Origin of the sequence: Paraburkholderia sp. SUR17, from assembly GCF_029536165.1 — a bacterium.
Taxonomy (GTDB): Bacteria; Pseudomonadota; Gammaproteobacteria; order Burkholderiales; family Burkholderiaceae; genus Paraburkholderia; species Paraburkholderia kururiensis.
On record NZ_CP120508.1, the window covers coordinates 3,740,661 to 3,764,956 of the forward strand.

General features: G+C 64.6%; 22 protein-coding genes. 13 read left to right on the top strand and 9 right to left on the bottom strand.

The window, feature by feature from the left end; all coding sequences use genetic code 11:
• Nucleotides 1-352 precede the first annotated feature (352 nt).
• The gene (locus tag P2869_RS16760; protein WP_199544516.1) at nt 353-1,417 is read left to right on the top strand and encodes a glycosyltransferase family 4 protein; all 1,065 of its coding nucleotides are present in this window, start codon (nt 353-355) and stop codon (nt 1,415-1,417) included.
• Between the two features lie 336 nt (nt 1,418-1,753).
• Here the strand turns inward: P2869_RS16760 and P2869_RS16765 are convergent, their stop codons facing one another.
• Nucleotides 1,754-2,053 (bottom strand): H-NS histone family protein, encoded by a 300-nt coding sequence (locus tag P2869_RS16765; RefSeq protein WP_026120917.1) that lies wholly within the window; start codon nt 2,051-2,053, stop codon nt 1,754-1,756.
• Between the two features lie 283 nt (nt 2,054-2,336).
• On the opposite strand from P2869_RS16765, the gene aqpZ reads away from it, so the two are divergent.
• From aqpZ to P2869_RS16780, 3 genes are all read left to right on the top strand, one after another.
• Nucleotides 2,337-3,083 (top strand): aquaporin Z, encoded by a 747-nt coding sequence (aqpZ, locus tag P2869_RS16770; protein ID WP_277597025.1) that lies wholly within the window; start codon nt 2,337-2,339, stop codon nt 3,081-3,083.
• A 280-nt stretch (nt 3,084-3,363) separates the two neighbouring features.
• Nucleotides 3,364-4,035 (top strand): histidine phosphatase family protein, encoded by a 672-nt coding sequence (locus tag P2869_RS16775; protein ID WP_346833747.1) that lies wholly within the window; start codon nt 3,364-3,366, stop codon nt 4,033-4,035.
• A gap of 354 nt (nt 4,036-4,389) precedes the next feature.
• A complete protein-coding gene (locus tag P2869_RS16780; RefSeq protein ID WP_277597027.1) occupies nt 4,390-4,719 on the top strand; it encodes a hypothetical protein in 330 nt (109 codons plus the stop codon).
• A gap of 171 nt (nt 4,720-4,890) precedes the next feature.
• Here P2869_RS16780 and P2869_RS16785 read toward each other — a convergent pair whose 3' ends face one another.
• On the bottom strand, nt 4,891-5,712 hold the full coding sequence (locus tag P2869_RS16785; protein WP_277598161.1) for a Cof-type HAD-IIB family hydrolase: 822 nt from the start codon (nt 5,710-5,712) through the stop codon (nt 4,891-4,893).
• 116 nt (nt 5,713-5,828) lie between these two features.
• On the bottom strand, nt 5,829-6,713 hold the full coding sequence (locus P2869_RS16790) for a BadF/BadG/BcrA/BcrD ATPase family protein (RefSeq protein WP_277597028.1): 885 nt from the start codon (nt 6,711-6,713) through the stop codon (nt 5,829-5,831).
• Nucleotides 6,714-6,904: 191 nt separating this feature from the next.
• Here P2869_RS16790 and P2869_RS16795 point away from each other — a divergent pair, with 191 nt between their 5' ends.
• Complete coding sequence (locus P2869_RS16795) at nt 6,905-7,501, top strand: DNA-3-methyladenine glycosylase I (protein ID WP_277597029.1); 597 nt, start codon at nt 6,905-6,907, stop codon at nt 7,499-7,501.
• Between the two features lie 475 nt (nt 7,502-7,976).
• Nucleotides 7,977-8,402 (top strand): hypothetical protein, encoded by a 426-nt coding sequence (locus tag P2869_RS16800; protein ID WP_017772171.1) that lies wholly within the window; start codon nt 7,977-7,979, stop codon nt 8,400-8,402.
• Nucleotides 8,403-8,593: 191 nt separating this feature from the next.
• On the opposite strand, the gene rpsU is transcribed toward P2869_RS16800, so the two are convergent.
• Both rpsU and P2869_RS16810 read right to left on the bottom strand, forming a co-directional pair.
• On the bottom strand, nt 8,594-8,806 hold the full coding sequence (gene rpsU, locus P2869_RS16805) for a 30S ribosomal protein S21 (protein WP_017772172.1): 213 nt from the start codon (nt 8,804-8,806) through the stop codon (nt 8,594-8,596).
• A 369-nt stretch (nt 8,807-9,175) separates the two neighbouring features.
• Nucleotides 9,176-10,117 (bottom strand): aldo/keto reductase, encoded by a 942-nt coding sequence (locus tag P2869_RS16810; protein ID WP_277597030.1) that lies wholly within the window; start codon nt 10,115-10,117, stop codon nt 9,176-9,178.
• Nucleotides 10,118-10,409: 292 nt separating this feature from the next.
• Here P2869_RS16810 and P2869_RS16815 point away from each other — a divergent pair, with 292 nt between their 5' ends.
• The 3 genes from P2869_RS16815 (at nt 10,410) to fliT (ending at nt 13,264) form a co-directional block, all read left to right on the top strand.
• Nucleotides 10,410-11,228 carry a flagellin domain-containing protein gene (locus tag P2869_RS16815; RefSeq protein WP_017772174.1) on the top strand — a complete coding sequence of 273 codons (819 nt, stop codon included), beginning with the start codon at nt 10,410-10,412 and terminating at the stop codon, nt 11,226-11,228.
• Between the two features lie 260 nt (nt 11,229-11,488).
• Entirely contained in the window at nt 11,489-12,922 is a 1,434-nt protein-coding gene (gene fliD / locus P2869_RS16820) for a flagellar filament capping protein FliD (protein ID WP_017772175.1), read from the top strand.
• A gap of 45 nt (nt 12,923-12,967) precedes the next feature.
• Nucleotides 12,968-13,264 (top strand): flagellar protein FliT, encoded by a 297-nt coding sequence (gene fliT / locus P2869_RS16825; protein WP_017772176.1) that lies wholly within the window; start codon nt 12,968-12,970, stop codon nt 13,262-13,264.
• 167 nt (nt 13,265-13,431) lie between these two features.
• On the opposite strand, the gene P2869_RS16830 is transcribed toward fliT, so the two are convergent.
• The 4 genes from P2869_RS16830 to P2869_RS16845 all read right to left on the bottom strand — a co-directional run bounded on the left by P2869_RS16830 (nt 13,432) and on the right by P2869_RS16845 (nt 20,279).
• Nucleotides 13,432-15,414 carry a tetratricopeptide repeat protein gene (locus P2869_RS16830; RefSeq protein WP_277597031.1) on the bottom strand — a complete coding sequence of 661 codons (1,983 nt, stop codon included), beginning with the start codon at nt 15,412-15,414 and terminating at the stop codon, nt 13,432-13,434.
• Nucleotides 15,411-17,717 (bottom strand): tetratricopeptide repeat protein, encoded by a 2,307-nt coding sequence (locus tag P2869_RS16835; RefSeq protein ID WP_277597032.1) that lies wholly within the window; start codon nt 17,715-17,717, stop codon nt 15,411-15,413. Before P2869_RS16835 ends, P2869_RS16830 begins: the two co-directional genes overlap by 4 nt.
• Before the next feature lie 64 nt (nt 17,718-17,781).
• Nucleotides 17,782-19,596 (bottom strand): tetratricopeptide repeat protein, encoded by a 1,815-nt coding sequence (locus tag P2869_RS16840; protein WP_277597033.1) that lies wholly within the window; start codon nt 19,594-19,596, stop codon nt 17,782-17,784.
• Nucleotides 19,593-20,279 carry a glycosyltransferase gene (locus P2869_RS16845; RefSeq protein ID WP_277597034.1) on the bottom strand — a complete coding sequence of 229 codons (687 nt, stop codon included), beginning with the start codon at nt 20,277-20,279 and terminating at the stop codon, nt 19,593-19,595. The genes P2869_RS16840 and P2869_RS16845 overlap by 4 nt, the downstream gene beginning before the upstream one ends.
• A gap of 373 nt (nt 20,280-20,652) precedes the next feature.
• Between P2869_RS16845 and P2869_RS16850 the strand changes: the two genes are divergently transcribed.
• From P2869_RS16850 to P2869_RS16865, 4 genes are all read left to right on the top strand, one after another.
• Nucleotides 20,653-21,516 (top strand): hypothetical protein, encoded by an 864-nt coding sequence (locus P2869_RS16850; protein WP_277597035.1) that lies wholly within the window; start codon nt 20,653-20,655, stop codon nt 21,514-21,516.
• Between the two features lie 167 nt (nt 21,517-21,683).
• Nucleotides 21,684-22,109 carry an FdtA/QdtA family cupin domain-containing protein gene (locus P2869_RS16855; protein WP_017772182.1) on the top strand — a complete coding sequence of 142 codons (426 nt, stop codon included), beginning with the start codon at nt 21,684-21,686 and terminating at the stop codon, nt 22,107-22,109.
• Between the two features lie 49 nt (nt 22,110-22,158).
• Nucleotides 22,159-23,268, top strand: coding sequence for a DegT/DnrJ/EryC1/StrS family aminotransferase (locus P2869_RS16860; RefSeq protein WP_277597036.1), 1,110 nt, complete (start codon nt 22,159-22,161; stop codon nt 23,266-23,268).
• Between the two features lie 17 nt (nt 23,269-23,285).
• Complete coding sequence (locus P2869_RS16865; protein WP_277597037.1) at nt 23,286-24,236, top strand: glycosyltransferase family A protein; 951 nt, start codon at nt 23,286-23,288, stop codon at nt 24,234-24,236.
• Nucleotides 24,237-24,296: the final 60 nt, after the last annotated feature.

The window sequence follows — 24,296 nt, forward strand, 5'->3', positions numbered from 1 at the left end:
GTCTGTTGTAACAGCGGCCGGCCAGGACGCGAGCGCGCCGGCGCCTTGTCGGGTGCCCCTTCGTGCCTTGTTGTGCGTGCGTTTGCCGACGTCGCGCGGGGGTGGCCGGGACGCCATTTCGCGCTGTAACAACATTAAGCGAATGCAAAATACCTCGAATTGGGCGGCTCAATCCCGATAATGAGCCTTAAGGGATAACCCGACATTGCATCGGACACGGGCTGGCCTGCGCCAGCAACCGCGGCAAGCTTTTTGCTCCGTGTCGCCTGCGTTGTATCCCCTTTTATCCGGTTGCTTTGCCGTGCGAACGCACACTGTCGCGGCACAATCGCCCTCTCAAGGAGATCACAGAATGCGAATCGCACAAATCGCGCCGCTATATGAAGCCGTTCCGCCGAAGCTCTATGGCGGCACCGAGCGTGTCGTGTCCTATCTGACCGAAGCCCTGGTGGAACTGGGTCACGACGTGACGCTTTTTGCGAGCGGCGATTCGGTGACTTCCGCGAAGCTGGAAGCGGCGTGGCCGCGCGCCCTGCGGCTCGACCCGACCATTCGCGACGCCATGGCGCCGCATGTGCTGCTGCTCGAGCAGGTGCGCCGCGTCGCACACGAGTTCGACGTGCTGCACTTTCACCTCGACTACCTGCCGTTCCCGCTGTTCTCGTCGCTCGATACGCCGTTCGTGACCACGCTGCACGGACGGCTCGATCTGCCGGAATTGCAGCCCGTTTTCGATGCCTTTTCCGAAGCGCCCGTCGTTTCGATTTCCGATTCGCAGCGCCAGCCGCTCAAGCAGGCGAACTGGCTGAACACGGTCTATCACGGCCTGCCGTCGCAGCTGCTGACGCCGCAGGCGCATCGCAAGCCGGAGTACCTCGCGTTTCTCGGGCGCATCTGCCCGGAAAAGCGCGTCGACACGGCCATCAAGATTGCGGCCCAAAGCGGCCTGCCGCTGAAGATTGCGGCGAAAGTCGACAAGGTCGACGAGGAATATTTCAAGCGCGATATCGAGCCGCTGCTTTCGCAGGCGCACGTGGAGTTCGTCGGTGAGATCAACGAGGCGCAGAAGCCGGAGTTTCTCTCCGGCGCGAAGGCGCTGCTGTTCCCGATCGACTGGTCGGAGCCGTTCGGCCTCGTGATGATCGAGTCGATGGCCTGCGGGACGCCGGTGATCGCGTTCAACCGCGGGTCGGTGCCCGAAGTGATCGACCAGGGACTGACGGGCTATATCGTCGAGGACGTGCAGGGCGCCGTGGCGGCGTTGACGCATATCGACGAGCTTTCGCGCGATGCCATCCGCGAACAGTTCGAGCGCCGGTTCACGTCGAAGACGATGGCGCAGAACTACCTGGATAGCTACGCTACTTTGCTCGAGGCTACGCGCCGGCCGGTGTTGCGGCGGGTGGCGGCAGGTTGAGGGGACGGGCCGGCGTGACCGCCGGCATACCCAAATGCAGCCGCGCGCTCCCGTCTTTTAGCTTGCGGCATATTACGGTTCAAAAAGAAGTCTTGCGGGCGGCGCAATGCTGCCGCCCCTCGCCGCCTTGGGCTGTCATGTAAATACCGGGAGATTGCCGCAGTGAATCGTTTGCCTGGCGTTAAATGACAAAGATTGTCGATATTTCATGAAAAGCCGTCCATCAAGGACGGCTTTTTTCATTGCCGCGGTTGCATGACAACATGAAAAAGCCGCTCCGCCCGAAGAGGCGAAGCGGCCCGGATGCCATCCGCTGCGTGCGCAGCCGCACACTAATTACTGGGTAATCAGGAAGCGCTCGCGATTTTTGCCGGCAATCCACTTCGGCGGCTTGCCCCGACCGCTCCACGTGCTGCCCGTCTTCGGATCCTGGTACCGCGGCGGCAGGGGTGCCTTCTTCGGCGGGCGGCCACGGCGGGCGCCCGTGGGGAACCCCAGGTCCTGCGCGGTCAGGCCGTATTCCGTGATTTTCTGGCGAATCGACGCAATCACGTCCGCCACTTCAGTTCGCCGTGCCTCGTCGGCCTGAGCCTGGAGCTGGGCGATCTGAGCCTTGAGTTCTGCGTACTGCGACATTTCCATTCTCCCTTTTCTTTGAAACAGGTTGGCGGCAGATTAACCGCAAATAAGGGAATTCGCAATGCACGATAATACCGCACCGCCGATATCGTCAGATAATTTATTGGTTATCGGCAAGTGTTAAATTTACTGAAGGGCATCCGCAAAATAGTAAACGCTTTCTCTCTGGAATTTACAATCCTTGACATCCCGCAGCGTGCAATCTCCGTAGAATCCCCTGCGCACTTGGCATTGGCATTTTGCGATGCCGTCATATCGACCTTACTTGAGATCACGCACCATGCACCTCTCCAAACGACTCGCGGCCGAACTCATTGGCACCTTCTGGCTGGTCTTCGGCGGCTGCGGCAGCGCTGTGCTCGCCGCCAATTTCGCAGGTCCGGTTCATGGCCTTGGCATCGGTTTCGTTGGCGTTTCGCTCGCCTTCGGCCTCACCGTACTGACCATGGCCTACGCTATCGGGCATATTTCGGGATGCCATCTGAACCCGGCCGTGAGCGTCGGCCTTGCCGTCGCCGGGCGCTTCCCCGCCAAGGACGTGATTCCCTACATCGCGGTACAGGTGGTGGGCGCCGTGCTGGCCGCATTCGTGTTGTCGCAAATCGCGCTGGGCAAGCCAGGCTTCGACCTTGTCGCAAGCGGCTTCGCGACCAACGGCTACGGCGAGCACTCGCCGGGCCATTACACGCTCGCTGCCGCGTTTCTCTGTGAAGTGGTGATGACGGCGTTTTTCCTCTTCGTGATTCTGGGTGCTACGGACACGCGCGCGCCGGCCGGTTTCGCCCCGATCGCGATTGGCCTGTGCCTCACGCTCATTCACCTTGTTTCCATTCCGGTCACCAATACGTCGGTGAATCCGGCACGCTCGACCGGTCCCGCGCTGTTCGTCGGCGGTGATGCCATCGGCCAGCTTTGGCTGTTCTGGGTGGCGCCGATCATCGGCGCCGTGATTGCCGGCGTGATTTATCCGCTCGTGGCGGGCAAGAAGCCGGAAAGCCAGGCAGTGTCCGCTGCTTCGGCTGCGTGACCCAAGCCATGTGAGCCGCGACTCGAGGCGGCTTTAGCGAGGCGCCAAGGGGCTCTCGCGGCAGATTGAACTTATGTGTATGAATGGGCGCTTCGGCGCCCGTTTGCTTTTTCGCCGCTCTTCCGCTCCGGTTGGCAGCGCTCGTCGTGGTCGCGAATACACAGGCGCTGACGGGCACCAATAGGCTGAAAGAAGTGCCGAATCGCGCTGCTAGAATCGTTCGACCTTGATCCGACCTCTGGTGCCCACCATGCCCCGTTCGACCGCCTTTCTGGCCGCTATGGCGTTATGCCTTGCCGTCGCCGCTGGCGCGGCAATAGTGCCTGTCGCAGCATGGGCCGCGTCGGGCGATGTAGAGACGCTCGTGTTCGTGCGCCACGGCGAAAAGCCTGCGGAAGGACTCGGACAACTCAATTGCCAGGGCCTCAACCGCGCGCTCGCATTACCCGCCGTCATCGCGGCCAAATTCGGCAAGCCGGACGCCATCTACGCGCCCGATCCCGGCGAAAAGAAAGACGACAACGGACGCGCATGGAATTACGTGCGCCCGCTCGCGACCATCGAGCCCACCGCAATCGCCTTCGGCATGCCGGTTCAAACGCCCTACGGTTATTCGCAGATCGAGCAGCTTGGCAACACGCTGGTGGATCCCTCGTGGCGCAACAAGACCGTCGTTGTGGCGTGGGAACACCGCCTCATCGAACAGCTCGTGCGTCGGATGGTGACCGCGCATGGCGGCAATCCCAAGGACGTGCCGAAGTGGGCGAGCAACGATTTCGACAGCATCTACGTTCTCAAACTCGACTGGCGCAATGGCTCACCACAGGCGTCTTTCAAGCATGACCACGAGGGACTGGACGGTAGGGCGACCGACTGCCCCTGTGCGGCGCTGCCAGGCGGTGATGCGGTTCAGTCGTCCGCGTCGGGTTCTGCGGCGGCATCGGCACCATGAGGACGCCTTGGCCCGGCATCCGCGCTGCTTTTCGGGCGCACCAGCAAGCCCACATCCGATCGCATTTAAAGAATTGGTACAGATGTAAGGCCGGTTTACGGCAGCCGTAGACAATGTGGGTTATGGCCCGATCGCCGACGCGTCACCACATCGCCACGCCCCCGCGCTGCGCCGCGGAGCGCGGCACTTTCGCCCCTACCCCGCACGCCCGGAACATCGTCGGTTCGATATAGACCTGCTATTCGACACCGCGACGTACGCTTGCACCCCGTAACATCTCGTCGCAGAACGCCCAGCTCGCCGCGCGTAGATTGAACCTGTGCGACAAACACGTCGCGTCACAGGAGAACAATCATGAAGCGCATCGTCACTCAAGTGCTTGTTGCAGCAGGTCTCGCGGCTGGAGCGTGCGGTGTCGCCGAAGCGCACACGGATCTCAGCATCGGCCTTTCGCTGGGCGCACCGGCGCCCGTCTATGTGCAGCCCGCGCCTGCCTATGTGGCACCAGCACCGGTTTATAGCGCGCCACAGCCTGTCTATTACGGACGCCCGCGCTGGCACGACGACTGGGATCATCGCGGCTGGGATCGCAGGGGCTGGGATCGCGACGGCCACGGCTGGCGTGACGGCGATCGCGGCGGCTGGGATCACGACCGCGGCCGTGGATGGGGCTGGCGCGGGTAAGCGGTGCTGAATTGTCTCGAACAGGACGGAGCAGCGTGAGCCATGTGCGATGCGCTTTCGCGCTCGCGGCAGCTTGATCTGTTGCCCCGTCCTGCTGTTCGGTCCTCTTCGCAACTGATGGCTGGTCGCTGCCGATCCTTTTGCGCTGCGGACGCCCAGCCGGCCGCTTCCCTACGACGCCAGTTCGTCATCCAGTTCGAAGAGCTTGCGTAGATGGTGTGCAACGCCAGCTTCGAAGTTGTTGCCGATACGCGGTACGTGTGGCAGACGGGCAATCAGCTTCGGATTGGCGTTGTTCATCATGAACGGATGCCCCGCGGTCTCTAGCAAATCGATGTCGTTCAGGTTGTCGCCGAACGCGACACAACGCGATGCATCAACGGTGAGGCGAGCCAGCACAGCCTGAAGCGCGCGCCCTTTGGATACGCCCGCGGCCATGACTTCCAGGCAATCGGGCAGCGAATAGGTGACGTACACGGCGTCGCCAAATTCACGTTCGATACGCGCGGCGATTTCGGCCAGATCCGCCGGCTCGCCGACATAAAGCACCTTGGCGATGTCCTCGCCGCTGTGGCCCGTCAGGTCCATCACCTGATACGTGAAACCGGAGTCCTGGTGAAAAGCCAGAAGCTTCGGCGCTTCGCGGTCGATCAACCACGCGTCGTCGGCGAAAAGACTCACGATCACACGTCCATGCTTGCCCACGATTTCGGGCTGCACGATGCGTCGCACTGTACCGGCATCCAGATCGCGTGCGTGAATCACCGTATCGTCGGGTGCGTGCACACGCGCGCCGTTGGAGGTAATGAGATAGGAGCGGATGCCGAGCACATCGCGGATACCCGCCACGTCGGCATAGTGCCGGCCGGTCGCGATCACGAACTGCAATCCTTTAGCCTCCAGCCGGTTCACGGTTTCCACGGTAAACGGGTCCACCTGGTGATCGGCGTTGAGCAGGGTTCCGTCGAGATCGGTGGCGATAACCTGATACATGAAAAACGTCCGGCAGTTTGGAAAACAAAAATGGTAGCACCGAGGGGCGGCGTTCTCAGAGCGCGGCGCCGGTCGCTCGCCGCTCAGCGTCCCGATCTGCGCCGGCGTCTCCGGGCTCACGCCATACCGAGCCTTGCCGCCTCCTGCTGTGCGAGGCGCAGCGCACCACGGGCCGAATCGGCAAACGGCGCGCGCAAGCGCATGCCAAACGCTTTGGGCACCCATTGCGCGAGCGGCCCGGCCAGTCCACCGGATAGCGCCACCGGCAGACTGCCCGACGGATCGAGCGCCGCAATGAGCTTGCCGATTTCCTCGCCCGCCTGCGCAAGCAGACTCGCAGCAAAGGGATGCGTGCGATGCGCAAGCACGATGGGCGCGAGACGCGCATAGGCTGTCTGGTTGGCCTCGCACAGCCATACGATCAGACTGTCGCGATCGTGCGCGCCCACCTTTTCGAGCAATGCGGCAGCGAATGCGTCGGCGGGCGCGCGCCCATCGAGTGCGTGCTGCGCGTAACTGATCGCGTGCAGACCCAGCCACGCGCCGCCCGCCTCGTCCCCGGAGGGAAAGCCATAACCGCCGGCCATACGGCACGCGCCCGCCTCGTCCAGTACAGCCGCGATACTGCCGGTGCCCAGCGCCACCACTACCCCGGGCGCGCCACCGTGGGCACCAAGCAACGTGGTGTACGCATCGCTTTCTACCGCGAGTGCCGCCACCTGCGGCGCCTGCGCATGAAACGCGGCAAGCCAGTCGCGATTGTTGACGCCGGCCAGACCGCAGCCCAGCACGCAACGCGACCAATCGAGCGGATGGTTCGCCGCCGCGAAGGCATCGCGACAGCCGGCCTCGATGGCTTGCCACGCGAGCCCAATGCCCAGCCCGAGACCTGACGGTCCGCTGGACGCCTGCGCGAGCTCGACGCCCTGCGCGTTCCCGAGCACGACGCGCGTGCCTGTACCGCCGCCGTCGACGCCAACCAGATAGAGAGTGGATTCCATGTTCATCGCGAGAGCCGCTCGCCAAAGCCAGGTTGAGCCCGATATCGAGCCGTGCCGCAGAGACTATCTGCTCCGAAACGTCCCGGCAATCGGCCGAACGGCCGGGTTGCGCTGCGGGCTCGATCCGCTATGCTTGGTTCGCCCGATCCGCAAACCCCGCGAGATCGGCGCAGACGGACGGAGGCCGCCACGTGACACAGCGATGCAACTGGGCAACAAGCGATGCGCTCGCGCATTACCACGACACCGAATGGGGCGTGCCGTCCCAGGACGACCGCCATCTCTTTGAAATGCTCGTGCTGGAGGGCGCGCAGGCAGGGCTGTCGTGGTCGACGATTTTGAACAAACGCGAAGGCTACCGCCAGGCGTTTGCGCAGTTCGACGTGGATGCGGTGGCGCGCTTTACGCCGAAGCAGATCGAGACGCTGATCGCCAACCCCGAGATCGTGCGCAATCGCGCCAAGATCGAATCGGTCGTGGTCAATGCGCGAGCCGTACAACAGATTCGCGCCGAGCACGGCTCGCTCGCGAACTTCGTGTGGTCGTTCGTGGATCACACTCCGGTTCAGAACGACTGGGAGACCTATGGCCACGCGCCGGCTTCCACCAATATCTCCGATGCGCTCAGCAAGGCGCTCAAACGCTACGGCTGCAAGTTCGTCGGCACCACCATCTGCTATGCGTTCATGCAGGCCGTGGGCATGGTGAACGACCATCAGCGGAACTGTGCGTGCCGCGCGTCCTGCGCCGCGCTCGGCAAGAAAATGCGCACGAAGAAGGCGGGGTGAACGCGAGCAGGCCCACGGGACTGTATCCGGATCGCGCCGCCGCTCGTGCACTTGAAGAGAACCGCGTATAGGCGTGTGTGCCTCACATGCCGCGCCAAGGCCTTTGGTGTTTGCGCAACACTCTCGCCCGATGAACGCCCACATTCGGGAAAGTCCTCACAGGCGCTCCGTCGATGCTGGCAAATGCCTGCCCTGCAAGGCCTTGCAGGCAGCGGCGACGCATCTGTACTGCCGCAACGTCACGTAGCACGTGCTTGCCGCCTCACCGAACGCTTCATCTGCGGTACCACAACTCGCTATAACTATGACCGTCGCGACGGTGTGCGCCGCGTAATCGGAGGCTCGTCATCCAAGCGTCGAACTAAGGGACTTTTGTCCGTTTCGTCGAAGCTTTGCGCGGTGTCGATCGCGGGATACTGACCACATCCCGTTACACACAAACAATGGCCAGGCGCACGGCGCAGGGAACAAGCAAATGACAAATCTGAACTTCCTGACGCACCAGGAAATTTTCAATCAGGCTGTTGGCCATCTATTCGGCCAGGGCCGCGCTGCGCTGCTGCCGCGTGGAGGCGGCGCCTATCGGGGCTACTGCGGAGGCTGTCCTGTGGGCAGTTTCATCAAGCCGCGCGATTACATGACGGCCATGGAAGGTATTCCCGTGCGCTACATCGGAAAGTCGTCCGACGAAACGCCCGCCTACATGGATGTCGGCGTCGCCGCGTTGAAACGCGCACTGCTGCGGGCACGCATCAACGTCTACGATCCCACGACGGTCGAACTGCTCAGTTGCCTGCAGAACGTGCACGACGTCTTCGGCACATGGGAATGGCAGGAGCGATTCACCTCCATCGCGCGCCAGTTCGGGCTCTCGCCGGACCGCGTGAAAAGCGCCGCGTAATCGCGCTTCGCGCGCCGGCCCGTCCATGGCGAGCCACGCCGACACACCAGCGCGAATCCGCCCTTCGCGGCACACCAGAAGACACCGGGCAACAAACACCAAGAGAGAAGCAATAAAAAAACGGCGGTGCGAGCTACAGAGCTCGCACCGCCGTTTTCGTTCCGCCTGCCGGCGTGGCCGGCGAAGACTGCTTAGTGCAGCTTCTTCGGCAGCATCTGGCTGCGCAGACGCTTGTGCAGACGCTTCACCGCAGCCGCCTTCTTGCGCTTGCGCACAGCGGTCGGCTTTTCGTAAGACTGGCGCTCGCGCAGTTCGGCGATCAAGCCATTCTTTTCGATGGTGCGGCGGAAGCGGCGCATTGCCACTTCGAACGGCTCGTTTTCCTTCAAAACAATCGTCGTCATGTCATTCCTGAGTCAATTTACGGTTCAAGGCGTGGCGGCAAAGCCGCCCACGCACCGGCCCTCCGGTCGCTCCAGCGCGGTGTTCCACATTGAAGCGAAAGGCAAGGCGGCCACGGAGGCCGGAATAGAGAAGTGGGGGAGTTCACTGCGGAACGCGGTCAGACGCGTCTTGCAACTACACGTAACTCCACGCCTGACCGCCGGTTTGGCTGGCAAAACTGGCCGGCAAAACATATAACAGCGGGCCACCAAACCGGGCAAGGATCTCAATTCGCCGGGTAGGATAGCAGAAAAACCCAGCCCCGGCCACACTTTCGTCAGTCGGCTCAGGCACTTGCGTCGCGCCTGGGCCGATGTCGGGTACGGAAGTCACGCGCTCGCGTCATTCAGCGCCTGGATATCGGCGGGATCGAGCTTCAGGTGAACGGCCGCCACCAGGCTCTCGAGCTGCCCCAGCGAGGTCGCGCTCGCAATGGGGGCCGTAACGCTGGGCCGCGCCATCAGCCACGCGAGCGCCACCGCAGCGGGCGTCGCGCCCCGGCGCTCGGCCACGTTGTCGAGCGCGCCGAGAATGCGCATGCCGCGGTGGTCCAGATACCGTTCCACCCGTCCGCCACGCGCACTTTTCGCGAGATCCGCGCGGGACCGGTACTTGCCTGTCAGAAACCCGCTCGCGAGGCTGTAGTACGGCACCACGCCCAGCCGTTGCGCCAGCGCGACAGGCTCGATGTCGGCCTCGTAGCCCGCCCGGTCGTACAGGTTGTATTCGGGCTGAACCAGCTGATACTGCGGCAGGCCGTTGCGCCGCGACACGTCGAGCGCCTCTTCCAGGCGCGCCCCGCTGTAATTGGAGGCGCCGATCACGCGTACCTTGCCCGCCTCGATCAGCCGCTGGTAGGCCCCGAGCGTCTCTGCGAGCGGCGTCTCGCCGTCGTCTTCGTGGGAAAAATAGACGTCGAGATAGTCCGTCTGCAAGCGCCGCAACGAATCTTCGGCCGCCAGAAGGATGTTGCCTGCCGAAAGTCCGCGCCGCTTCGCGTGCTTGCCCGCCTTGGTCGCGAGCACAACCTTGTCGCGCTTGCCGCTCTTCGCGAGCCACTTGCCGATGATCGTTTCCGACTCCCCGCCTTCGTTGCCCGGCACCCAGGCCGAATAGACGTCGGCGGTGTCGATGAAGTCGAGCCCCGCGTCCACGAAGGCGTCGAGAATCGAGAACGAGGTCGCCTCGTCGATCGTCCAGCCGAACACGTTGCCGCCGAACATCAGCGGCGCGACCTGCAGCGACGACGTACCAATGGTGCGTTTCTGCATGACACAACTCCACGAGTCCCGTTGACAGAACGTTCAGCATACGCCGCCTCGCCAAGCCTCACAGCCGCGCCAGCAATGGGCGAGAGGCGCGTCGAGCGAGGCTGCGCGCGCCCAGGCGGCCCACCTCGCCGCAAGCAAGGCGTAAGTTCCCGCCCCGATTTGCAAAGCACGTCCCTAAAGTTTTCCGCAACCGCCGCCGACAACCAGGAAAGACGGTCAGCGCCAGCCAAGAAGCGCATCGTCTACAACCGAACCAGCCTACATCCGAGGCACATACCAAACGAGGAAGCAAATGCTGAACATCAACACCAACATTCTGTCGTTGACGACGCAGACGAACCTCTCGGGCTCGCAAAGCGCCCTGTCGCAAGCCATTACGCGTCTGTCGTCGGGCAAGCGCGTGAACACCGCCGCTGACGACGCCGCCGGCCTCGCGATCGCGACCAGCCAGACCGCCGCCATCAACGCGCTGAATCAAGGCGTGATGAACGCGAACAACGGCATTTCGATGGTGCAGACCGCCTCGGGCGCGATCTCGTCGACCGTGGCCAACCTGCAGCGTATCCGCCAGCTGGCCGTGGAATCGGGCGACGGCTCGCTCGGCTCGGCAGCGCAAGCGAACCTGCAGACTGAAGTCACGACGCGTCTGACGGAAATCAACCGCGTTGAAACGCAAACCACGTTCAACGGCCAGAGCGTGCTGGGTGGCCTCGGCAGCGTGAACTTCCAGATCGGCGCGTCGGCCAACCAGACGATTACGGCGAACTTCGGTTCGACCACGTGGAACGCGTCGGGCCTCGGCGTTTCGGGCATCGACATCTCGACGACCTCGGGTGCCCAGAACGCGATCACCGCAATCGACGCTGCGCTGGCGCAAGTCAACAACTTCCAGGCAACGCTGGGTGCAACGCAGAACACGTTCCAGTCGGCCATCACGAACACGCAGACGGAATCGACCAACCTGAGCGCCGCCCAGTCGCAGATCGTCGACGCGGACTTCGCTTCGGAAACGGCGAACCTCTCGAAGGCGCAAGTGCTGCAACAAGCCGGTATCTCGGTGCTCGCGCAAGCGAACTCGCTGCCGCAGCAAGTGCTGAAGCTCCTGCAGTAAGCATGACCTGCCGGGCGCGCGCCGCTTGCGGCCGCGCCCGGCGCCGCGCCTGCTGCAGCATGCAGGGCGCGGCGGCGTGGAAAGAACCACACGCAACACAACACGAAGAACAACGCGGAGAGCGGCATCGGGAGGCACGGCCTCCCGATGTGCATTGTCCGCATGACAGCAACCCGCTGGCACTCGACCGGAAACGGGCACGCTCCCGCCTCCATCTGGGCGCCGCGACCTGACCCCGCTCGTTACGAACGGAGCTACGCATGACCACGACCACCTCGACGACGTCCTCCACCGATGTAAGCGCGCTGCTCGCGCAAGCGGCGCAGTCCGTCATCAGCGGCGCGACCAAGTCGACGCTCGACGTGAACTCGCTCGTCTCGGCCCTCGTAACCGCGAAGACCGCGGGCCAGGCCGCGACCTTGACGAGCGCGCAGACGAGCGACAACACCGAACTCTCGGCCATCGGCCAGATCCAGTCGTCGCTTGCCGCGCTGCAAACCAAGCTTTCCGGCCTCTCGGACGGCACCTCGCTCACGCAGCTGACGGCGACCCTCTCGGGTACCGGCATCACCGCGACGCCCAAGAACGGCGTCGCTGTGCCCGGCTCGTACTCGATCAACGTGCAGCAGATCGCGACGGCCAACAAGATTTCGTCGGGCGCCTATGCGAGCAGCGCGACGCTTGGCACCGGCACGGTGACCATCGGCGTGGGCAGCAGCTCGATGACGGTGAATCTCACGTCGGCGAACAACACGTTGAGCGGCCTCGCCTCGACGATCAACAACGCATCGAATAACCCCGGCGTCACCGCCACCGTCATCACCGCGGCGGACGGCCAGCACCTCGTGCTCACGTCCAACGCCACGGGCGCGGCGAACACGGTGTCCATTTCGGCGGGCAGCGGTGTGGACACGGGGCTCAACACGGCGAGCTTCACGCAGGTCACAGCCGCTCAGGACGCGAAGTACACCATCGACGGCAACGCTGTCACGAGCGCAAGCAACACCGACACCACGGCACTCACCGGCGTCACGCTGAACCTCACGAGCGCGGCGGTGGGCACGACCCAGACGCTGACGGTCGCAAACGACACGAACGCCTCTGTCACCGCGATCACCGACTTCGTCAACGCCTATAACTCGTGGGTCTCCACCACGTCGTCGCTTACGTCCTACAGCGCCGCTTCGTCCACGAGCAGCGCAACCGCGGGTCCGCTGCTGGGCGACGCCATGACGAACTCGGCCGTGAACGGCCTCGCGAGCATCATCAGCGGCGGCGTCACGACGGGCGGCTCGACCTACAGCCTCGCCTCGATCGGTCTCGATCTTCAGCCCGACGGCACGATCAGCATCGACAGCTCGAAGTTGCAGGCCGCCGTCACCAGCAGCCCGACCACGGTGTCGGCGCTGTTCAACACGACCAACGGCATCGGCACCACGCTCAACACCTACGCGAACCAGTACACGCAGGCTGGCGGCATGATCAGCCAGCGCACGTCGGCGCTCAATTCGGACCTCTCGAACCTGACGCAACAGCAGAGCGATCTGACGGCGTACCAGGCCACGCTCACCAGTCAGTACAACGCGCAGTTCACGGCGCTGAACACGCTGATGACGACCATGCAGAGCAACACGACGTACCTGAACCAGCTGTTCGGCGGCAACGGCAGCGCCGGCACGCTGAACAAGGCGTAACGCCTTACCCCGCCTCACTGACGGACTCGTCGAGGATCGAAACAGATGTCACAGCACACGCTTGATCGCGCCTACGAACTGACCGAGGCCATGAGCGCCGCGGCGTCGGCCGGAGACTGGCTGCGCGCGGCCCAACTCGCCGAGGAACGTTCGCCCTTCATCATGTCGCTCACGGCGAACCAGCCGCCCGAGGCAATGGCGAAGATCCGCGCGATCCAGCAATTCGACGCCGCTATCACCGGGCACGCAACGGCCGGCCGCGACGTCATGACGAACCAGCTGGGCGACGCGTTGACGCGCATCGCCGCAGCGGGCTTCTATCAGCAGACGGGAAAGCTTTGAGGTGATGTCGGGGCGAACATGCCCGACATGCCATAACACGTACAACCAGCACAACCGCATACGAAATGCGGGAACGTCGATTCACCCTGAAAGCCGCAGCGATGCGGCTTTTTTCTTTTTGGCTTTTTCTCGAGCGGCGTAGCAGGCGTCAGCTACAGCAAACGCGCCTACGCACCCTGCGCGCCGCCGCCTGAGCGCGCCTGCCACATCGCGTCGAACGCGGCCTCCAGCGTGCGCGCAAAGCGCGGCGCGTCGCAGAGCGGCGAAGCCAGCACGCGCGCCGCAAGTCCCGCCCGCAACGCAGCGAGCCGTTCGCGGTCGTGGGCGAGAGCGACAGCCTTCGCGACGTAGTCTTCGTCGTCGGCCGCAATCCAGTCTTCGAGTCCCGCGCTCGTCACCACCGTCTCGCACAGATGCGCAAGGAACCGGTCGCCGCGACGGCAGAGCACGGGCACGCCCATCGCAAGGCTTTCGGCCGTCGTCGTGCCGCCCGGATACGGGAACGTGCTCAGCGTGATGTCGACGCGCCGGTACGCCGCGAGATAACTGGCGCGCGGCGAAGCACCTTCCATCACGATGCGTGCGCTATCGATGCCGTGCGCCGCGAAACGCGCCAGCGTGGCACGCCGTTCGATTTCGTCGCCGAGTTGCTTCGCCTTCAGGAAAAGACGCGCGTCCGGCACCTCGCGCAGAATCCGCGCCCAGACCGCCGTCACGCGATCGTTCACCTTCACGAGGTCGCCGAAGCTGCCGAAGGTGAGGGGACGGGCGCTCTCCGCGGCCGCGTCGCTCGCCACATCGGCCGGCGGCGTGAAGCACAGATACCCGCGTGGCAGCCGCCAGGGGCGCTCGATGAAGTGATGCGCCTCGTTCGCGGGCAGCACACAATCGTCGCCGATCACGTAGTCGATGGCGGTAAGCCCCGTCGATGCGAAATAGCCGATCCAGCTCGCCTGCACCGGTGCCGGCTTCCAGGCGAACACCGAGACGCGGCTGCCGTCGGTATGCCCTGCCAGATCGAGCAGGATATGGATGCCGTCGTCGCGAATGGTGCGTGCGGCGGCTTCGTCGGTGAGTCCGGTCAGGCTGCGCCAGCCGTTGAAAAGCGGCTTGATGCGCGCCGTGAGGTCGTCTTCCTTGGGTTTCGTCGTGTAGGCGAACAGCTCCACGCGTGTTCGATCGAGTCGCCCGAGCACGCCTTCCAGGAAGAAGCCGACCGGATGCGTTCTGAGGTCGCCCGAAACGAAACCGATGCGCAGCGGCCCCGCGTCGGCGCTGCGCGTGAGCCAGTCCGTGTAGGGCCGCGCCTGCGCGGCGGTGCGTTTGCCGTACTCGATGGCCGTGGCGAGGTATTGCTCGGGCGACGCCCCTTCGGCAAAGCTCAGGCTGAAGAGCAGGTTCCCCCAGGCGTTTTGCCACGTGGGCTGCAACGTCAGCGCCTGCTTGAAGCATTCGATGGCCGCCTCATGCCGGCCCTGCTCGCGCAACACGATGCCGAGGTTGAGCGGTACCTGCGCGTCGTGCGGAATCAATGCAAGCGCCTGCCGATAGCACGCTGCGGCCTCGGCCAGCTTGCCCTGCTCTTTGAGCGCGTTACCCAGGTTGTTGTGCGCTTCGCCCAGCGTCGGCTTCAGCGCAATCGCCGTGCGGCAGTGCTCCGCGGCACGCTCGAAGTCGCCCATCTCGCGCAGCACGTTGCCGAGATTGCAATGCGCGTCCGCGAAGTTGGGCCGGCATTCCACGGCACGCCGAAAACTCGCGGCCGCTGCGGCCGGCAGCCGCATCTGCAACAGCACGAGCCCGAGGTTGTTGTGCGCGCTCGCGCTGCCGGGGTCGAGCGCAATGGCCTGCTGATGACTCTCCGCCGCTGCTTCCAGCTTGCCCCAGCCGCGCAGCGAACAACCCAGGTTGTCGTAGTACATCGCCTGCGGGCTGATTTCGATGGCGCGCGCAATCAGGTCGAGCGCGTCGGCGTAGCGCGTCTGCTGCATCGCGATCACGCCGAGCAGATGCAGGGCGTCGGCATGCCGCGGCATGTGTTGAAGCGCGCGCTCGTAGAGTGCGCGCGCCTCATCGAGCCGGCCCGCCTGGTGGAGCGCGAGGCCCGCTTCGACCCATTGCGCAGGCGTATCGGTCACACCCGGGGTCATTGCGCGCCCTCCGTGTCTTGCGCGAGCCGACGTTCCCACATCTGGGCGAACGCGGCTTCGAGGTTTCTCGCGAAGCGCGGCGCGTCGCAGAGCGGCGAGCCGACGATGCGTTCGCGCAAGCCCGCGCGCCGCGCCGCAAGCGCCGGCAGATCGCGTGCGAAGGCCACGGCGCGGGCGACGTAGTCGTCATCGTCGGTGGCGATCCATTCGGGCAGCCCCGCCGTGTGCAGCACGGTCTCGCCCAGATGCGAGAGGAAGCGGTCGCCCCGACGGCTCAGCACGGGCACGCCCATCCAGAGTCCTTCCACGCTCGTCGTGCCGCCTGGGTAAGGAAACGGATCGAGCGCGATGTCCACGCGATTGAACGCGGCGAAATACGCGTCGCGCGGCGACGGCCCTTCGAGCAGCAGCCGGTCTGCGCCCACGCCATGCGCCGCGAAGCGTTCCAGCGTCAGCTCGCGCAGCTTCGGTTCGGCAAGCTGGTGGTTCTTCAACAGCAACCGCGAGCCCGGCACCGCATGCAGCACGCGCGACCACAGTGCCACCACGCCGTCGTTGAGCTTCTTGTGATTGTTGAAGCAGCCGAACGTGACGCCACCCGCAGGCGCCGAGAGAGCGGGCAACGGCCCCACCGACACGTCGCCCGTGGGCAGCGTGAAGCAGAGGTAGCTGTCCGGCAGCCGCCAGACGCGCTCCACGAAGTGCGATTCCTCTTCGGGCGGCGACACGTAGCGGTCGCCCACGATGTAGTCGATCTGCGTGAGCCCCGTGGTCGCGAAATAGCCGAGCCAGCTCACCTGGAGCGGCGCGGGGCGCCACGTGAAAGCGGGCAAGCGATTGCGTCCGGTATGGCCGGAGAGATCGACGAGGATATCGATGCGGTCGTCGTGAACGAGGCGCGCGACAGCTTCGTCGCTCATCTCGTTGATGGCCTGCCATGCCGCGAATTGCGGCTTCAGGCGCGCCGTGAGTTCGTCGTACTGCAAGCCGTTGGAATAGGCGAACGGCTCGATGCGCGTGCGGTCCAGGTGCCGCAGCACGCTTTCGAGGAAGTAGCCGACCGGATGCTTGCGATAGTCCGCGGAGACGAAGCCGATGCGCAGCGGACGTTTGCCCTGCACCGCATCCGCGCCGTCCTCGAGCGCCGGCCACGCGTCGAAGGGCTTTGCCCGCGCCGTCATGCGTTCGCCGAAATAGCGTGCGTCCGCGAGATGCGCAGCCGCCGACCATCCCGCGCAATACGACTGCCCGAACAGCACGCAGGTGTGCGACTCCGCGAAATCGGGGTTCAGCGCGAGCGCTTTGCGGTAGCTCTCGACAGCGGCATCGAAGGCATTGAGGTCCGCGAGAATCGTGCCCAGGTTGTTGTGAAACGACGGCGAATCATGGCGCAGCGCAATGGCGCGCTGCGCGTACTGCAGCGCCTGTTCCGGCCGCCCCACGCGCTTGAGCGCATTCGCGAGGTTGTGATACGGATCGGGAAAGTCCGGCTGCAACGCGATGGCGCGCTCGTAGCACGGCACCGCCTCGCCCACGCGACCCGCCGCGTTCAGCGCATTGCCCAGCGTGTTGTGCGCCGCGGCCACCTGCGGCTGAAGCGCCGCCACATGCCGGTAACTTTCGATGGCGCCGTCGATATCGCCCTGATGCATGAGCGCGCCGGCGAGACTATCGTGGGCCACGGCCAGTTGAGGCGAGAGCGCAATCGCGGCCCGATAGCACGCGATCGCCGCTTCGATCTGCCCTTGCGCCTTCAGCACGTTGCCCAAGTTGTTGTGCGCTTCGCTGAAATCGCGCTTCGCCGCAATCGCCTTGCGATAACTCGCCGCTGCGGCGTCCAGCTGCCCCATGTCCTTCAGCGCGTTGCCGAGGTTGCTGTAGGCCTCGGCGTAGCCGGGCCGCAGCTCGATGGCCTGCGCGCAGCTTTGCATCGCGCCGGCCGTGTCGCCGGACTCGCGCAGTGCATTGCCCAGGTTGTTGTGCGCTTCCGCGTAGTCGCGCTTGCGCGCAATGGCTTGCCGATAGGCGTCGATGGCATCGGGCAATTGACCATGCTCGCGCAGCATGTTGCCGAGGTTGTTGTAGTAGATCGGGCTCGGGTTCGCAGCAATCGATTCGCGAATCAGCACGATGCCCGCCTCGTGCTGCGCCAGCTGGCACGCGAGCAGCCCCATGAAGTGCAGCGCATCCGGGTGCTTGGGCTGCACGCGCAGAATTTGCTGATAGAGGCTGTGGGCGTCACCCAGGCGCCCTGCCTGGTGGTGCGCGAGCGCCGTATTCAGCAGCCGGCCGATGTCATGCATGGGGTGTCCGTGTATCAAGTAGCGCTGCGGTTCGTCAGATGAGGCTCGCGATCAGGCGCTGGGGTCACGAAGCGCTCGCCACGCGCGCCTGCCACATGCCTTCGAACGCGGCTTCCAGGTTGCGCGCGAAGCGCGCCGCATCGCAAAGCGGCGAGGCCAGCATGGACGCACGCAACGTGCCGCGCAGCGCAGCCAGCCGTTCGCGGTCGTGCGCAAACGCCACGGCCTTCGCGACATAGTCGTCGTTGTCTTCGGCGATCCAGTCGGGCAGCCCCGCAGAATGCAGCATGCTCGTGCAAATGTTCGAGAGGAAACGGTCGCCGCGGCGGCACAGCACCGGCACGCCCATCCACAGCCCTTCGACGCTCGTCGTGCCACCGGGATAAGGGAACGGACTCAGCGCGATATCCACGCGGTTGTAGGCCGCGAAGTATTCGTTGCGCGGCGAGCGGCCTTCCAGAATCAACCGTTGCGCGCCGATGCCGTGCGCCGCGAAACGGCGCAGCGTGGTCTCGCGCGCGAACGCGGCATCCAGTTGCGCCGCCTTGAGAAAGAGCCGCGCGCCCGGCACCGCGTGCAGCACGCGCGCCCATACGGCCACCACCGCATCGTTCATCTTCATCAGATGGTTGAAGCAGCCGAAGGTGACGTGCTGCTGCGCAAGCATCGGCAGCGGGCCGACGGCCACCTGGTCGGCGGGCGGCGTGAAGCAGAGATAGCTGTCGGGAAGACGCCAGAGCTTCTCGACGAACTGCGCCTCGCTGCCTGCGGGCAACACGTGCGGGTCGCCCAGCACGTAATCGATCGACGCCAGCCCCGTGCTCGCGAAATAGCCGAGCCAGCTCGCCTGCACCGGCGCGGGCCGCCACGCGAACACCGGCAGCCGGTTGAAGTTCATGTGGCCCGAGAGGTCCACGAGAATGTCGATGCGATCTTCGCGAATACGCTGCGCCGCGGCTTCGTCGGAAAGGGCGGCGAGATTCGTCCATGCGGCGAAGCGCGGTTTGATGCGTGCGGTGAGCGCGTCTTCGAGCCGGCGCGTGGGGTATGCCACGAGTTCGAGCCGGCGCGGATCGATATGCGCGAGGATGCTCTCCAGAAAGTGCCCCGTCGGGTGCACCTTGAAGTCGCCGGAAACGAGGCCCACGCGCAAGGGGCGGCCGTTACGATGCGGCGTGAGCGGCACGTTCCAGCTCGTCCATGCACGCGCCCGCGCACTCACCTCTTCGCCGAACGCCCGAGCCTCCTCCAGATACGCGGCCGGGCTCAAGTCCTCGCGATAGCTCAAGATAAACAGCAGATTGCTGCGCGCCGACGCCAGATCGGGCCGCAACGCAATGGCGCGGCGATAGCTCGCAATCGCGCCGTCCAGGTCGCCCAGATCCACCTGCGCGTTGGCGAGGTTGTTGTAGGCCTCCGCGTGATCGGGCTTGAGCGCGATCACCGTCTTGAAGCACTGCACGGCCTCGGCAAACTTCCCGTCGTCGCGCAGCATGTTGCCGAGGTTGTTGTGCGCGTGGATGTAGTCGGGCTTGAGCGCAATGGCCTGGCGATAGCTTTCCATCGCCGCCGCGCGCTTGCCCATGGCGCCCAGCGCGTTGCCCAGGTTGCTGTAGTAGATCTCGCTCGCGCGATGCGTGAGCGCGGCCATGATGAGCTCCATCGAGCCCGCGTAGTTGCCTTCGTGATACGCGATAAGCCCGAGCAGATGCAACGCGTCCGGGTGAGTCGGCTGCACCGCGAGAATCTGCCGATAGACGGCCGCCGCTTCCGCGAAGCGCCCCGCGTGCTGAAGCGCGAGGCCGCTTTCGATGGGCGGCACGGCACCTGCCGGCGCCGGCGCACCTTGAGGAAACGAAGCGCCAGGCAACGTGCTCATTCGCCGTATTTGCGCAGATAGCGCTCGTAACCGGCGCGCCACGAAGGCGTGCCGAACGCGCCGCCGCTCTCGTGCACGACGCTGATGGGCCAGGTGCCCATACGCAGGCCCTTGAGTTCGGCCTGGCGGCAGAAGTCCATGTCGTAGAAGTGGAAGTCGAACTGCTCGTCGAAGCGCACACCGCTTTGCACGAGGCGCTCGCTGTCGGCAATCAGCATGAGTCCGTCCAGCAGCTTGCATTCCAGGCCCGCCGGACCGAAGCGCGACACATTCGTGCACGGAAAGCCCTTGCCGTGGCCCACCACGCCGCTCAGGTACTCGCGCGCGTCCCACTGGAAGTCCGGCGTGACGAAGGCCCACGCCGGCTGGCGCGGCACGCGCCGCGTGTTGCCCGCAAGGCCCGCCACGTCGAAATGTTGGACCGCTTCGTAGATGCGCTCCAGCCAGAAGAAGTCGCACAGCGAGATGTCGTCGTGGATGAAGACGAGAATCGCGGGGTTCTGCGCGGCGTGGTCGATGGCGCGGTTGTAAAGGGTGGACAGGCCTGTCGTGTTGTTGTCGAACAGCAGCAACTGCGCGGGCGGCGTGTGGTGATAGAGCTTCAGCGAGCGACCGAGCGCGGAGTTCGCGACGAAGTCGGCTTCGTTGTGGCGGGTGCCGCAGACGAGGCGGATGGGCTTCATGGGAGACAGACAAAAAATGGAGACGGCCCGGCCCGGCGCGTACTGGCGGCCTTCCGGCGGATAAAGGAGCTTAGCGCTGACGCCCGGCTTTCAATCGACGGAAAAGCACCTTGTTTTCAGTCCATTTTGGACAGCAACGCGAGAGCGTGAAGGCCGGCTGCCGTGCGTTTGCGGCACCGCGCCTCGCGCGCTGCGGCGCCGCAAGCCGTCCGCCCCGCCACCGCCTTGGCCCCGAAATAGGCGGGAATTGGCTTGCTGTTCCAGCGATAAGAATCGGCGCACGGCAGTCAAACTGCTGCCTTGTGTGGCCCCATGGGCCCTCTCGCACGGACTCGAAACGAGCAAACCCGCGAGCAACTTTCAGAGGCAGATCATGCTTGAACCCTCACGGCAGGCGGCCGGCAACCGGCGCATCGAGATCCACCAGATTTTTTACTCGGACGAAACGCGCCTGCTGCTCGACCCCGGCTTCATTCCGCTCGACAACCGCGACGGCCGTGCGGACTGGCGTGAATACTGGCCCATTCGCACGTTCCTGTTCTCGCGTCCGCTGAAGGAAAACACGCTCTACGGCTTCCTTTCGCCGCGCTTCGCGCAAAAGACGCTGCTCGACTCCAACGCCGTCAACGCGTTCATTGCGAGCGTGCCGGCCAATACGGACGTCATCAGCTTCTCGCCCTACTTCGATCAGGGCGCGTTCCATCTGAACACCTTCGAGCAGGCGGCCACCAATCACCCCGACATCTGGCGCGTGTTCGAAAGCGCGGTGCCCTATGTCGCGCCCGGGTTCGACCCGCACACGCTCGCCATGGACTCGCGCTCGAGCATCTTCTGCAACTACTTCGTGGCCACGCCCGCGTTCTGGCGTCGCTGGCTGCTTGCCTGCGAAATGCTCCTTGGCGTGGCGGAAGGCGGCAACGGCGAGCTTGCCGCGCTGCTCAACGGGCCGGTGGCCTACGGCAGCACGATGGTGCCGGCCAAGGTGTTCGTGATCGAGCGCATTGCGTCTTTGCTGCTGGCCACCGAGCCGCACTGGCGCGCCGCGCGTTTCGATCCGTTGAGTCTGCCGATGTCCGGCTCGATCGTGTGCCCTTATCCGGGCGAACTCGCCATGCTGGATGCGCTCAAGCTCGCGGCCATCGAAACCGGCGACGCCGGCTACCTGGAAGTTTTCGAACGCACGCGCGGCGCATTGGTGGATGCCGCTATCGAAGCGAAGCGCGCGGTCACGCAGTAAGCGCGCTGGAGAGCCCGCCCACGGAATTGGGGCAAAACGCCCATTCTGTTTGGCGGATTGAAAGGCGGCCCACAGGGCTAAGCTTTATCCAGTCATAAAGCCGTGCGCGGCGGCTCCCGCGCGACGCGCGCTCAATGTCAATGGATAGAGCCAGGAGGAACGTGGTCATGCCACTCAACGACTGCCGGATCATCGAGTTGCCCAAGATTACCGACCCGCGCGGCAATCTCACGTTCGTTGAAGGCGACAACCACGTCCCGTTTGATATCAAGCGGGTCTACTACCTCTACGACGTGCCGGGTGGCTCGGACCGCGGCTCGCACGCGCACCGCAACCTGCATCAGTTCGTGATCGCGATGTCGGGCAGCTTCGACATCGTGCTCGACGACGGCGACCGGCAGCGGCGCTTTCATCTGAACCGCTCGTATTACGGCCTCTACATCTGCCCGATGATGTGGCGCACGCTCGACAACTTCTCGTCGGGCGGCGTCTGCATGGTGCTCGCCTCGGCAGCATTCGATCCCGCGGACTACATCCGTGACCACGACGAATTCCTGCGTCTTGCGCGCAACCCCGAAGCCGCCGCGGCCTGAAGCGAACCGTCCGGGCACATTCTGGCTGCCGGCGCACCGGCAACGACGCATGAAAATCGATTTCCTGAATCTCAAGCTGGCCAACGCGCGCTACGAAGACGAGATACGCAGCGCGGTGGGCCGCGTCATCGACTCCGGCCGTTACGTGCTGGGCGAAGAAACCCTCGCCTTCGAACGCGAATTCGCCGCGTATTGCGGCGTGGAGCACTGCATCGGCGTGGCGAATGGGCTCGACGCGCTGCATCTGATTCTGCGCGCCTACGGCATTGGCCCCGGCGACGAAGTGATCGTGCCGTCGAACACGTTCATCGCGACGTGGCTCGCCGTGAGCCAGGCCGGTGCGCGCATCATCCCTGTCGAACCAGACCCGACGACCTGCAACCTCGACCCGCAGCGCGTCGAAGCCACCATCACGCCGCGCACGCGCGCCATCATGCCGGTGCACCTGTACGGCCAGCCTGCCGACATGGACCCCATCAACGCGATTGCGCGCAAGCACGGCCTGCGCGTGATCGAAGACGCCGCGCAGGCGCACGGTGCCCGTTATCGCGGCCGCCGTGCAGGCGGTCTGGGCGACGCCGCGGGATTCAGCTTCTACCCCGGCAAGAACCTGGGCGCACTGGGCGACGGCGGTGCCGTGACGACGAACGACCCCGAACTCGCCGCCACGTTGCGCAAGCTGCGCAACTATGGTTCCGAGGTGAAGTACCGGCACGATCTGGCCGGCGTCAATTCGCGTCTGGACGAGATACAGTCGGCCGTGCTGCGCGTGAAGCTGCGCTATCTCGACGAGGACAACGCGCGCCGCACCGCGCTGGCAAGCGCCTATGCCGAAGCGCTCGGCCAGGCGCCGCTGCAATTGCCGGTCGCGCTGCCGCATGTGGAGCCGGTCTGGCATCTCTTCGTCATCCAGACGCCGCATCGCGATGCGCTGCAGGCGCACCTGACCGAACGCGGCATCGGCACGCTCGTCCACTACCCGATTGCGAGCCACCATCAGCGCGCTTACGCGAACGAGACGTGGCCCGATCTGCCCATCGCCACGCGTTTGCAGTCTGAAGTGCTGAGCCTTCCTTTTGCCACGTATCTGCAGGCCGAGCACGTGCATACCGTCGCGCAGGCCGTGATGGACTACTTCGGCGGCGTTTCGGGCCCATAAGCCGCGCCCATAAATTCATGACCATCACGACGCTCATTCCGGCTTACAAGCCGAAGTACCTCAACGAACTGCTCATCGCGCTCAAGCACCAAACGCTGAAGCCGGCGCGCATCATCGTTTCCGACGACAGTCCCGACGGCGCGTTTCTCGCCGCGCTGCAAAGCGAACCGCTCAAAAGCGCGACGGCGGACATGAACATCGAAGTGATCCAGGGTCCGCGCGCGGGCGGGATCGAAAACTGCCGGCATTTGCTGAGGACGTGGAATGGCGCAACGCCGCTGGCCCATCTGCTCTTCGACGACGACGTCATCTATCCCGAGTTCTACGCGTTCCACGCCGCGGTACACGCGGGCGGCTCGTTCGACTGCTCGGTAAGCCGCCGGTGGACCGCGCTCGAGTCCGGCCAGCCCGTGAGTCAGTTGCCGCGTCCGGACGCGGTCGTCCAGCATCAGCAGCGCGTGTTTTCGCTGCCGCCCGAGCTTGCCTTCGCGTTGACGGTGCCGGCGTGCAACAACTGGCTCGGTGAATTTTCGAACGCGGTATTCACGCGCGACGCTGCGAACCTGCTGCTCGACACGACGCTTGCCGGCATTTCGTACGTCGGTCTCGCGGACATCGGGCTCTTTCTCACGGCGAGCCTGCGCAAGCCGCTGTGCGTGATCAACGACCCGCTCGGCTACTTTCGCCTGAGCCCGCAGCAGATCACGCAGCAGACGACGAGCCACGCGTACAAGCTCGCCGTTCTCGCGTGGGCCGCGCTGGGCGTGGCAGGACAGCGCCTCGGCAAGCTACAGCACGAGCAGGCCGCGCAGTGCTACCGGACCGTGGACGCCCTGATCGCGACCCGCATGGCGGATGTGGCAGACATGGCGCCCTTCAGCGTGTTGATGCGGGAACTGGCGGCGGGCGTGCCGGGTGCCGACGACCGCTTCCTCGGGCAATGGCATGCATTCATTCCCGCAGGCTGAGATACAAGTAACGCGGCACAGGCAGTCGCGGTATGAGCAGACCCGGTTATCCATAGCCGG

What these genes read in the sequence shown, in the direction of transcription:
- P2869_RS16835 (WP_277597032.1), bottom strand. Translation starts at nt 17,717, where the DNA reads ATGCATGACATCGGCCGGCTGCTGAATACGGCGCTCGCGCACCACCAG.
- P2869_RS16860 (WP_277597036.1), top strand. Translation starts at nt 22,159, where the DNA reads ATGAAAATCGATTTCCTGAATCTCAAGCTGGCCAACGCGCGCTACGAA.
- P2869_RS16785 (WP_277598161.1), bottom strand. Translation starts at nt 5,712, where the DNA reads ATGTATCAGGTTATCGCCACCGATCTCGACGGAACCCTGCTCAACGCC.
- P2869_RS16830 (WP_277597031.1), bottom strand. Translation starts at nt 15,414, where the DNA reads ATGACCCCGGGTGTGACCGATACGCCTGCGCAATGGGTCGAAGCGGGC.
- fliD (WP_017772175.1), top strand. Translation starts at nt 11,489, where the DNA reads ATGACCACGACCACCTCGACGACGTCCTCCACCGATGTAAGCGCGCTG.
- P2869_RS16865 (WP_277597037.1), top strand. Translation starts at nt 23,286, where the DNA reads ATGACCATCACGACGCTCATTCCGGCTTACAAGCCGAAGTACCTCAAC.
- P2869_RS16790 (WP_277597028.1), bottom strand. Translation starts at nt 6,713, where the DNA reads ATGGAATCCACTCTCTATCTGGTTGGCGTCGACGGCGGCGGTACAGGC.
- rpsU (WP_017772172.1), bottom strand. Translation starts at nt 8,806, where the DNA reads ATGACGACGATTGTTTTGAAGGAAAACGAGCCGTTCGAAGTGGCAATG.
- P2869_RS16810 (WP_277597030.1), bottom strand. Translation starts at nt 10,117, where the DNA reads ATGCAGAAACGCACCATTGGTACGTCGTCGCTGCAGGTCGCGCCGCTG.
- P2869_RS16840 (WP_277597033.1), bottom strand. Translation starts at nt 19,596, where the DNA reads ATGAGCACGTTGCCTGGCGCTTCGTTTCCTCAAGGTGCGCCGGCGCCG.
- aqpZ (WP_277597025.1), top strand. Translation starts at nt 2,337, where the DNA reads ATGCACCTCTCCAAACGACTCGCGGCCGAACTCATTGGCACCTTCTGG.
- fliT (WP_017772176.1), top strand. Translation starts at nt 12,968, where the DNA reads ATGTCACAGCACACGCTTGATCGCGCCTACGAACTGACCGAGGCCATG.
- P2869_RS16760 (WP_199544516.1), top strand. Translation starts at nt 353, where the DNA reads ATGCGAATCGCACAAATCGCGCCGCTATATGAAGCCGTTCCGCCGAAG.
- P2869_RS16800 (WP_017772171.1), top strand. Translation starts at nt 7,977, where the DNA reads ATGACAAATCTGAACTTCCTGACGCACCAGGAAATTTTCAATCAGGCT.
- P2869_RS16780 (WP_277597027.1), top strand. Translation starts at nt 4,390, where the DNA reads ATGAAGCGCATCGTCACTCAAGTGCTTGTTGCAGCAGGTCTCGCGGCT.
- P2869_RS16775 (WP_346833747.1), top strand. Translation starts at nt 3,364, where the DNA reads ATGGCGTTATGCCTTGCCGTCGCCGCTGGCGCGGCAATAGTGCCTGTC.
- P2869_RS16815 (WP_017772174.1), top strand. Translation starts at nt 10,410, where the DNA reads ATGCTGAACATCAACACCAACATTCTGTCGTTGACGACGCAGACGAAC.
- P2869_RS16765 (WP_026120917.1), bottom strand. Translation starts at nt 2,053, where the DNA reads ATGTCGCAGTACGCAGAACTCAAGGCTCAGATCGCCCAGCTCCAGGCT.
- P2869_RS16845 (WP_277597034.1), bottom strand. Translation starts at nt 20,279, where the DNA reads ATGAAGCCCATCCGCCTCGTCTGCGGCACCCGCCACAACGAAGCCGAC.
- P2869_RS16850 (WP_277597035.1), top strand. Translation starts at nt 20,653, where the DNA reads ATGCTTGAACCCTCACGGCAGGCGGCCGGCAACCGGCGCATCGAGATC.
- P2869_RS16855 (WP_017772182.1), top strand. Translation starts at nt 21,684, where the DNA reads ATGCCACTCAACGACTGCCGGATCATCGAGTTGCCCAAGATTACCGAC.